General features: G+C 39.0%; 6 protein-coding genes. 2 read left to right on the forward strand and 4 right to left on the reverse strand.

The genetic code is table 11. The annotated features are described in order from the left end of the window. Positions 1-120 precede the first annotated feature (120 nt). Positions 121-981 (forward strand): helix-turn-helix domain-containing protein, encoded by an 861-nt coding sequence (locus BUE31_RS15630; protein WP_073404728.1) that lies wholly within the window; start codon positions 121-123, stop codon positions 979-981. Between the two features lie 998 nt (positions 982-1,979). Here BUE31_RS15630 and BUE31_RS31085 read toward each other — a convergent pair. The 4 genes from BUE31_RS31085 to BUE31_RS15655 form a co-directional block, all read right to left on the reverse strand. Continuing rightward, positions 1,980-2,132, reverse strand: coding sequence for a hypothetical protein (locus tag BUE31_RS31085; protein WP_159440696.1), 153 nt, complete (start codon positions 2,130-2,132; stop codon positions 1,980-1,982). 510 nt (positions 2,133-2,642) lie between these two features. Beyond that, positions 2,643-5,360 (reverse strand): bifunctional YncE family protein/alkaline phosphatase family protein, encoded by a 2,718-nt coding sequence (locus tag BUE31_RS15645; protein ID WP_073404731.1) that lies wholly within the window; start codon positions 5,358-5,360, stop codon positions 2,643-2,645. Between the two features lie 116 nt (positions 5,361-5,476). Continuing rightward, complete coding sequence (locus BUE31_RS15650; protein ID WP_073404732.1) at positions 5,477-6,709, reverse strand: right-handed parallel beta-helix repeat-containing protein; 1,233 nt, start codon at positions 6,707-6,709, stop codon at positions 5,477-5,479. Positions 6,710-6,724: 15 nt separating this feature from the next. Further along, the gene (locus tag BUE31_RS15655; RefSeq protein ID WP_073404733.1) at positions 6,725-9,448 is read right to left on the reverse strand and encodes a TonB-dependent receptor; all 2,724 of its coding nucleotides are present in this window, start codon (positions 9,446-9,448) and stop codon (positions 6,725-6,727) included. 378 nt (positions 9,449-9,826) lie between these two features. On the opposite strand from BUE31_RS15655, the gene BUE31_RS15660 reads away from it, so the two are divergent. Next, the gene (locus tag BUE31_RS15660; RefSeq protein WP_073404734.1) at positions 9,827-10,681 is read left to right on the forward strand and encodes a ThuA domain-containing protein; all 855 of its coding nucleotides are present in this window, start codon (positions 9,827-9,829) and stop codon (positions 10,679-10,681) included. Positions 10,682-10,805: the final 124 nt, after the last annotated feature.

Genomic DNA, 10,805 nt, shown 5'->3' on the forward strand with positions numbered 1-10,805 from the left:
ATTGGTTTGATGAATCAAAAGTAGCCTGTATATAATGGCTCATTATTCTATATGTTAACCAAAATTTGCTCTGTATTGACATTTTACTTAAATTAGATATCACTAACAGAGCAATTGCGTATGAATGAGATCCAACTGGAAAAGGTGGAGTTTGAGCCGGGGAAATCGTTCAAGCTATTTTCACCCCGTTTAAGAAATACATTTTTATGGCATTATCATCCGGAAGTTGAACTCGTTTATGTAGAAGCCGACGCAGGGATCCGCCATGTGGGCACACATATCTCAACTTATACCCATAGCGACCTGGTGTTTATCGGGGGCAACCTCCCCCACCTTAATTTTGATTACCGTTTAAGAAGTGATTACCACCAGATAGTGATCCAGCTGAGAACTGATTTCCTGGGTACGGCTGTAGGTCTTGTTCCTGAATTTTCTGTGATCAATAATTTATTTAAAAGCGCTGAATATGGAATTGCCTTTAGCGGCGAAACCAAAAACCTTGTCGCCCAAAAGCTAAAACAGCTGGGCAGCTTAAATTCCCTTGATCAGTTATTGCAGCTGATCAATATTTTTCAATTGCTGGCAAACTCAAATGAATACGTTATTTTAAATGATAACCTAACCAGCAAAAACTTTATTTTAAAGGATAAGATCAGGATGGGCGCCATTTATGAATATATTGATGCCCAATACCATCAAAAGCCAGATGTTAACATAGTTGCAGAGAAGGTAAATTTAACAACACCCGCCTTTTGCCGGTATTTTAAAAGGCAAACCAACATGACTTTTACCGAATTTGTAAACCAATACCGAATTGAGCGGGCAAAAAACCTGTTAATGCAAAACCATAACGTAAGTGAAACCTGCTACGCCATAGGTTTTGAAAGCATTTCCTATTTCAATAAGCTATTTAAGCAGATTGTTGGAGAAAACCCGTCCGATTTCAGGCGAAGCTGGGATAGTAAAGCCGGAAAACAATAATGTTACGCGACTATATATTACTTTAACCTAAAAACGGTCGCATGATTTAATTTTAGTAAATTGGAAGAAAAAAAGATATGCCAAATTTCATTGAAATAGTAGATGTTTATGGAACTTTTGTATCCATAAACATTGATCATATTGTATCGTTAGAGAAATTAGAGGACGGAACTAGTAAGATTACGTTAACTTCCATAAATGATGGTTCCTCAATAATTAAGTATACTCAACAATCTTATGATGATATTAGGGTTATGATATAATAGGTGATTTCATCATAAATTTGTAGGATCTGTTATATAAACATCCACAACTTTCCATGTTGGAAGTTTTAAAAAATACCATGTTGTATAATTAACTGTTCTGTCCTTGAACAGTTCTCTACTTCTTACTTTCTTAATCATTTCGTTTCCTCCTTAACCACCGTGTTCATCAATTTTGTTATCATCCAATTATCCCAATTAAGGTGATGTTTTGACCTGATAACATTTGAACAATCTGAAAACTGCTTCTTAGTCAATTGAACTCCATCTAAGGAGGGTTGAGTGCCTAGTTTTATAGTACCGATAAACTTATTGAATTCTTCATCTTCCATATCTGAAATTAATGGAAAGTCTTAAGGAAAAAGAAAATACTTTGAGAATTTTGTGAGTTTTACACGATGGAAAGTCCATAAACTCACACCATAACACTCTGACAAATAGCATTATATAAGAAAGTTGAAAACTTGTTTGGAAATAAATTGAAAATATAGATTCCTTTTTATATACTTTTACACTCAAGATACAAATAGGAAAACCTCCAATACGACAAGAAGGCCTTTTTAGCCTTAAAATCATATCAGAGGTCTGAGTCCATATAGAGGCCGTGAAACCCTTAGTATCCAAGCTCTCGAAGGTAACGACTTCGGGGGCTTTTTACTTGATTAAAGTATTTACATTAATCAATAATACAAATGTAATTAAATAATTATAACTTGCAACATTAACCTTATAAAGTTACTCCTTAATATCCTCTTCCTGATCTAACTTATTAACCTCTTCCTTGTCCTTCTTATCATCCTTTTCCTTCTTCCCTAATAGAACCACTTTTAAAGCCTTCTCGAAATCAGTATTTATCTTTAAAGGAGTATCTGTTTTTTTCTTTTTCATACTTAAATATAATAAGAGTCTTCAAAGAAAAAGATAAATTTTCAGAAAACGGATGTTAACTTGTTATAACTAATTCTTCTCTCCAAAAACTGTAAAGTATTCAAAAAGATATTCTGTAGTGTATTCTTCCTATTATTGTGGGCCTCATCCTCGTTTCACATTAGTGAGAGCAGCGCAGCATATAAAGTATCATACAAGCTTTAAGAAATAGGCGGTTCTTCACCTGGTTTAATTATCTCTAGAAAATAACATCCATTTTCCAATTTTTTAGTAAAAAGCATGTTATTTTCTGTTTTTTCAATAGTTTCCTTGAAAAGGGTTTCTACAATTTCTTTGTTGTCGGTTCAATTTTTAGATACATAATTATATTAGTTTTATACTGAAATTATATAATTATGTATTTAAAAAAGAAACTACCATACCATGAATAAAGGTAGGATGCAAAAGTCCTACCTTTATTTCTATTTGGGTTAAAATAATACATAGTCGCGTAACGTTATTTATCCTGCTTTAATCATCCGCATCCTTGCCCGCCAAATTAGCCGGGTATTTCTTTTTCCCTTTTGCAGCAAACCACAGGATCCGGTTCATCACATCATCATTGCCCCCATCTATATGGTCGTACTCGGGCCGTAATGAAAGCTTGGCATAATGTAGTGCCGCTCCTTTTAGGGATGACAATTTAGGACTAATATCATTAATAGGTACACGGTTGCTTAGGGCACTATAAGTTTGGGCAGATGGTTTATTGGTAAAACATTTAAACATTGGCAGCGCTGTAGCATCCATAATATTCATAGGTGGGATCCCTAATATTTGTTCAATTGAGCGTACAAAGCTGGTTTGATTATAGTTAGTACTTACATTTCTATTTAATACGCTGTATGGGCTTATCACAAAACCAGTGGTACGATAGGCCGATACATGATCCCAGCCTGCCTGTGAGTCGTCCTCAGTAACAAAGATCACCGTATTTTTCCAGAAACGGCTTTTGCTTACGGCTTCAACAATACGGCCAAGCGCCAGGTCATTATCGGCCACCATTGCATTCGGACTTGGAAAACCAGGCCGCGTGCCTACTGTATGATCTGCGGATAAAGCCATCACCATCAATTGCGGCAATTGATCCCCTGGTTTACTTTCATAATCCTTTAACTCGTTGATAAACGCGCTTGCCCGCACCTGTTCCGGGATGCGGTGCTCGTCGGATCCAGGAAAATTTTGCGACAACATTGGGCGCACTCTTGATATGGTGCTGGTATTGGTAAAATTAAATGGCTTACCGGCTTTGTAGTTATTATAAATATCTGTCCAAGTTAATTTATCATCAAAGTGCGGGATGCAGGCTTCACCATAAATTCTTACCGTTTTGCCATGGTCTGCAGCATTGTTCCATATAAAGCCATTACTGTCATAAACCAGCGCATCTTCCTGTACATGCGGGTAGCTGCGGAACCAGGCCCTCACACTTTTTTCAACATAGTCAGTAACCATAGCGGCATCCGTCCACTGGTGCCCTTCGGCCGAGCATTTGCCTGATGCATAATAATTATCAAGCAATAAAAAGTTTCGGGCCAAACTATGCTGATTAGGTGTAATACTGTCGCCATAAATACAAAGCGATTTCATGCCGTTGCCTTCGGGCATATCGCCTAAAACCTGGTCGTAAGTGCGGTTTTCCTTTATAATATAAAGTACATGATTAAATACAGATGGCTCTCCTATACGCTCCGGCATTGGCTTTGGGGCTATGTTTTTGCGCGGCAGTAATTGGGCAATCTCCTGCCTGAAGGTTAAGTTTAGCTTTTTTACACGGTCGGTATATTCCTGCAATCCTTTACTATCCGGTATTTGAATAATAGAAACTGTTGCCTTTTGATGGTGCGAGTTATAGGTATCTGCATTGCCATTAACAGAATCTTCACCCTTTTTAAGTTCTTTACTGCTAACCCGCGATCCCTCGCCTTCAAGGTTGGTAACAAAAAGGGTATTGCCGTCAAGCGCCAAACCACCGGGATAGGCTTCAGTAGGGATAAAACCCTGTACTTCACTTTTCCCAAAGCCTTTTGCCGCTGCTTTTGATCCTAATTTTACAACAGCTACCGCATTATCAAGGCCGTTGGCAACATATAATGTGGTGCCGGCATTATTAATTGCAAGGGCATTTGGCGTATCGCCAATAAAGCTTTTTTTACCGGGCATTAGTTTAACGGAAATAGCATCAACAGGCTGTAGGCTGCTAGTTGAAATAACCGAAACCATATCGCTATTGCCATTTGCTACATATACAAATTGTTCGTCCGCACTGCTTATAATGGCGTTGGGATGCAGGCCCACCGGTATTTCTTTAATAACCCAACCATCCAAACCATAAACAGATACCGTTCCTGATGCTGTAGCGCCGGTTTTGGGGTCAATATAAGTGCTGCCATAAGGTACGCCGGCAGTTTCACGGCTTAAAGTATCTTTTGGTTGGGTGCCGCCCCAGTTAGTTACAAAAATCTTTCCTTTTATTATAGTTATCCCGTATGGAGCCACGCCTGTTTGTTTTGTCCAAACAGTTTTACCATCGCTAAGGTTTATCTTAACCAGCTGGTTGTTGCCATTTAAAACAACATATAAATAGTTGGTGCCATTTTCATTATTTAAAGCCACTTCGTTTGGCATGGCCAGCGGGGCCGGGCTTTCAGGCTTAAATTCAAAAGTATTTACGATACTTAATTTCCCGCCTTCCCAGGCGGCCTGTAACACAAGTGAACGCGACTGCCGTCCTTTAGCTACTGCCGCGCTCCAAAAAACATAAGTCTTTTGATTTGATTTTAAAACTTTGAGCCCTGAGTAGGTGCTCATTAGCCCGCTGTATTTAGTATCGCTGTTATAAGCCCATCGCGCTGTTACCTTTTGCTTTACCGTATCAATTATCGCAATACCAAACCTGTCCTCCACGGCTACTGATGTTGTCCCGGGAATCAGTTTAACATCCATGCTATGGTTTTCATCGGCAGGATCGCCAAACGCTATTACATTCCCGGCCGGGTCTATCACCCTGTTATATGGCATTAATACAGGTAAAATTCTATTGTTAAGGGTACTGTCATCATAGGCGCTGTGCATATTTACCTGTTCATTGTCAGCATCAGCCTTATTGGTTTTAGCGGTATGACATGCAGCTAGTGCTATAATGCTTAATGCGATAAAAAAGATGGGGAGCTTTGTATTTTTATACATGGGCAGTAATTATACGCCAAATATATGCTTCATCATTAAACTACTTGTTAATAATGAAGCATATTCTGGTAACAATTCCGTTTTGTAACTAAATGTTGTTTGCCGGCTGTTTATGATCAGTGCTGATTTCCTTTTCCATCAGTTGTGTAAGCGCCTAAATCCTGGTTACCCAAGCCTTTGATTTTTTTATCAAAGTCCGAATTGCCCGCCCCGAATGCCGGTGAACCTGGTTTCAAGTGAAAATCATTAGTATTAGGATAACCATTAGGAGCAGCTACGGTGCCATCAAACTTCACAAACAGCGGATCAAGGTCACCTACTTTTTTCGAGATCAGATCAGTAGGTTGTGGTACTCCTGAAGCACCTGCAGGATAAAAATTGTCCCTGATGTTTATCTGTATGGTTGGGTCAACAAGGTCGGTAAAGCTGTCAACAGTTGCATAAAAAAGATTGTTGCCATAAGTGGTGTGTACTACATCGGCATCATTAAATACCTCAAGGCCGTGATAGCAATTCACATAAATATTGTTATAAATATGGCCAATTGCATTTACACCAACTGAGGTTCCCCGACCAGGTTCGGCAGATCCCCGCCTCCATCCAACAGCAACTACGGTATTGTTATAAACATCAACTTCTGTTTGCGGAAAAGGCACATTTTTGTTGGTTTCCAGCTTAATACCACTACCGGCCTGGCTGAATATTACATTATAAGCTACAATCCCTGTAGTGCCTGATTTAAGGTTTATCCCTTCACCATCGGTACTTCCTGATGAACTTATGGTATTCCTCAAAACCGTTATTTTGGCTCCAAACAAGCCCATCAGGTCATCCTGTCCGTTAGTAAACCATGAATCCTCGATGTCTACCGGTACCCCAACTTTATTTACAACAATTGTCCTACGGGCACTTCCTGAAGCATCAGGGCCACCTGTATTGTCCACATGGGTCCATTTAATATTTACTGCCTGTGCGCTATCGCATTGAAACCCACCCCAGGTACCAGGCTTGTTAACGTCAGAATTAAAAAGAACAGGCTGAGTTTGTGAGCCCAATAAGTTCAGAACCCCCTGGATGGTAAACTGTGCATTATTCTTTACTATTATAATAGCCCCGGGTTGGGCGGATAAGGTATCTCCTTTTTTTACTGTGATATCGGCGGTAACCGTATATGTTTGGCCGGTTAGCAAAGTACCTTTTACAAATCCGCTGATGTTACCGGGCTGAATAGGGCTGGAAGTTGGTATTTTGATCTTAGTAAAAGTAGTAAGTTCTGCCTTTTTACAGGAAGCTATTACTGTTAACAGTAATATAACCGTGATGAATAAATTAATATTTTTTGTTTTCATTTTGATAGTTTTAAATTATAACGAATACCTGAAACCTACATTAAAGCTTACGTTATAAAGGTCTTTTGACTGCACCAGGTTATCAATTTTAACTGTAGTGGGGGTATTTAAAATATTGTTTACCTTGCCGGTAAGTGTTACGTGCCTGCTGATTTGCTTCTCGCCTGATAATGCTAAGAAAGATTGCGGCTGTGTGTAATAATCATAACCGTAGCCGTTGTAAACAAATGGAAGCGTTTTGCTGGTATAGGTATAGGCAAGCTGGATAAAAGTTTTATGTTTATCGTTTTTATATAGTAGTGATAAATTCACCACGTCTCCGGTTTGTCCCTGCAATGGTCTGTTTTGAAGTTTAAGCTCACTTATAATGTTTCCCTGGGCATCTGGTGTATTAACTACTTTAGGCGATTTAATATTTGAATAGGTATAAGTATAGTTGCCTGACACACCAAAATTGCCAAAATACCTGCTGTAAACAATTTCTGCACCCGCTACTTTAGCTGTTCCAAAGTTTTGCGGCGTGGTAGATGCCTGGCCTCCCTGGTCAAGTCCTTGTAAGGCAAACTCTATCGGGTTTTTAATGTTTTTATAAAAAGCGCCTACAAAAAATTGTTCCTCGTTTTTAGGATAAAGCTCATATCTCAAATCATAATTATCTGCTTCCGAGTGCTGAACATCCGGATTTCCCGTAATATCTGTACTTTGACCGTACACAGGAGTAGGTACAATTTCAAATAATGCGGGGCGCGAGATTGACTTAAAGTATGAAGCTCTTAAATTAGAAAGATCTGTAAGCTTGTATTTAAGTTGTAAGCTTGGTAATACGTCCGTATATGTTTTTTGTGCGCTGCTCCTTACAACCAGCACAACGGGATGGGTATCATATCCTTGTTTGGTGCCTTCCACGCGTACTCCGCCAATTACATCCAGCTTATCCAATGTTAGTTTAAACTCACCATAGCCGGCACTAATATCTTCGTACGCCGTATAATTAGCAGCGTCACTTCGTAAACTTCCGGTTACATTGTACACTATCCAGTTTGCCTGGTAAATATCTGTAAAAGGGCTTTTTACCCCGTTTGCTTCAGGTGCGGGCTTTAGCTGATATTCATTTTGTTTATTAAAACGTGTGCTGTGGCGATATAATCCCCCTGCTTTTATTTGCAATGCACTATTTTCTCCCAGTTTTGTTGTATAGCTTAAATTACCAGTAGCACTGAGGTCCTTGTTCCCGCTTTTAGCCCAGATCCTGGATATGGCGTCAAAGTAATTAGGTGTACTGGAAAAATCAGGGTTGATAAGGTGATTTAAGGTAAGATCAGCCCTATCAGGTGAGTTTAATGTGGCATTGGAATAGATCCCTGCCCAATCAAATTGTAAATGATTACCAATAGCATGTTTACCGCTAAGTTTTAAATTTTCAACATATTGATTCTGGAGAAAAGAACGATTGTCGTTATAAACAGTTCCGGTCCCTGGCCCAACGCGACCGCCGTTACCACCTATTATTGAGGTATCGATACTTAAGCGTGCCTGGGCTGTGTATGTATAAAGGAACACATTATCCAGAGCAATTTTATTCTTATCATCAATCTTATAATCCAAATGAGCCGATAAACCATTATTTAATTGCTGGGTAGAATAGGTTCTGTTGGCAACATCTGAAATAACAGGTTTATTATTGTTTTTGGGATCGAATATGGCTATGTTAAATTCAGAGTTTGTTCCATAATATTGGTTTTGATAGCTATCAGAAACAATGAATCCCAGCTTGTCATTAAAAAATCTGCGTCCGTAAGTAAAACTTGCCAATGTTGTAGGAGGCGCATTCTTTTTTGTAAAATCAAGATTAGGTCTTGTAAAATATCCTGCAGGAGCTGCATAATTAGGGCCAAATCTGTCAGTAGGGCTTTGACGAAGAACTGCGCCCTGGTTAAAATTGTCATACTTCCTGTTAAAGAATATGGCACTATAACCAATTGATCCGTCTATTTTAAAATATTCATGATCCGGAGCATCTTTAAAAACCAGGTTAACAGTGCCGCCAATAGCATCGCCTTCCATTTCGGGTGTGAGGGTTTTGCTTACTTCTATACGATCTAACAGATCAGAAGGCACAACATTTAAAGAAATAAATCTCGAAACAGGATCAGGGCTGGTTACTTTTACACCATTTATAAGTGTATTATTATAACGGGGCTCTAAACCCCTGATTATGGCATATGCTTCGTCAGATCCGCTGTTGCGTTGTAAAGTTACGGCCGAAACCCTTGTTATTGCTGTGGCGGCATTTAAATCGGGCGAACGCTCCATTGCCCTTGCTGAGAGTATATTGGTTACATTATTTGCGTTCTTTTCTGATTGCCTTGACGATGACTCATTACTCTCATTGAGCTTACCATAAACATTTACTGTTTTAAGGTTTTCCTTCGACTCGGACAAAGCTATATTCAATACAAATACCTGCCCATCAGCTACAGTTATTTTTTGCTCAAACTCTCCAAAGCCAACATATTTGACTTTGATTTTGTACTCGCCGGGATTTAGCTTATTGATTTCGAAATTTCCAAAGGCATCGGTTGATGATCCTTTCTTAGATCCGTCTAAGCGGACGTAAGCCCCTGGCAATGGCTCCCTGCTTTTACCATCCGTTACCTTCCCTTTTATGGATGCATTTTGTGCTGATGCATAAGAAGCCAATAAAATAAACAGAACAAATAAGTAATTTTTGCTGATCATATAACGTGTGATTTTTTGCAAATCATCATGTTAATACTGGAGGAAAACTGAATAAACCCTCATATGAAAAATAGTTAATTAAGTGATAATCATAACTTAATATTTGACAACTTTTCAAACAAAAACCAAACATGAAATCAACAATTAAGCAATAATTATTTAATACCGAAAAGTTGAATTTTGGTATTTCCTGAGAGAACTTATGCTAAAAGATTCTCCAGTTGTGCGGGTGTGGATTATCTTTATGTATCACCCTAAAGACTCCTCCCACTACAAACACTCTACAAATCTACATCTGGGCATATTTAGGCTGGTTTTTAAATTCAAATAACAATTAATGTATCTAATTTTAACCTGTACCAATTAAACCACAACAAAATGTCATTACTATCCCGGGTCAAAAAGATCGCATTTTTATTATTCAATATCTGTTTGCTATTTATGTCCTCAACAAGCGTTAAGGCACAAAACATCAGTCCAAAATTTAAGGTGATTGCTTTTTATACTGCCGAAGAAGATAAGGCACACATCAGCTTTGTGCATGAGGCAAACGGATGGTTCCCTAAAATGGCGGCAAAATATAATTTCGCTTATGATTCAACCAAAAACTGGAATAACCTTAATCCTGAATTTTTATCGCATTACCAGGTAGTTATTTTTTTAGACACCCGGCCTGATGTGCCTGCGCAAAGGGAAGCATTTGAAACGTATATGAAAAATGGCGGTGGATGGATGGGTTTTCACTTCTCTGCCTTTGCGCTTACCCCTTCTAAATATAACCAGGACTGGGATTGGTATCATAAGGAGTTCCTGGGTTCAGGGCAATACGTTAGCAATATATGGAGGCCTTCATCAGCAACTTTAGATGTTGATACAAAATTTCCGGCTACTAAACATTTGCCCAAAATATTTAAAACCTCACCAAACGAATGGTACAGGTGGGAATTTGACCTGCGTAAAAACCCGGATATAAAAATACTGGCATCAATTGATTCCGCCAGTTTCCCGTTAGGCACCGGGCCAAAGCAAAGCGAGATCTGGCACAGCGGCTACTACCCCGCCGTATGGACCAACACCAAATACAAAATGGTATACTTTAACATGGGCCATAACGATATGGATTATGAGCACAAGTATGATAATACTGATAAAACATTGTCGTACACCTTTAGTAGTCCAATGGAAGCGAAGATGGTGATTGATGCTATTTTATGGTTGGGGATTAGAGATTAGAGACTGGTGATTAGAGATTAGTTAGCTTCGGGAGTTGGAGCATTAGCAGTAGACATTTATTGGTCGTCTACCTGTCAGCGGCGTGCTGTGGGGACACAGCACGGGGGAGATTAGAGACTGGTGA

This window comes from Mucilaginibacter sp. OK098 (assembly GCF_900142915.1).
Taxonomy (GTDB): domain Bacteria; phylum Bacteroidota; class Bacteroidia; order Sphingobacteriales; family Sphingobacteriaceae; genus Mucilaginibacter.

What these genes read in the sequence shown, in the direction of transcription:
- BUE31_RS15645 (WP_073404731.1), bottom strand. Translation starts at nt 5,360, where the DNA reads ATGTATAAAAATACAAAGCTCCCCATCTTTTTTATCGCATTAAGCATT.
- BUE31_RS15630 (WP_073404728.1), top strand. Translation starts at nt 121, where the DNA reads ATGAATGAGATCCAACTGGAAAAGGTGGAGTTTGAGCCGGGGAAATCG.
- BUE31_RS15650 (WP_073404732.1), bottom strand. Translation starts at nt 6,709, where the DNA reads ATGAAAACAAAAAATATTAATTTATTCATCACGGTTATATTACTGTTA.
- BUE31_RS31085 (WP_159440696.1), bottom strand. Translation starts at nt 2,132, where the DNA reads ATGAAAAAGAAAAAAACAGATACTCCTTTAAAGATAAATACTGATTTC.
- BUE31_RS15655 (WP_073404733.1), bottom strand. Translation starts at nt 9,448, where the DNA reads ATGATCAGCAAAAATTACTTATTTGTTCTGTTTATTTTATTGGCTTCT.
- BUE31_RS15660 (WP_073404734.1), top strand. Translation starts at nt 9,827, where the DNA reads ATGTCATTACTATCCCGGGTCAAAAAGATCGCATTTTTATTATTCAAT.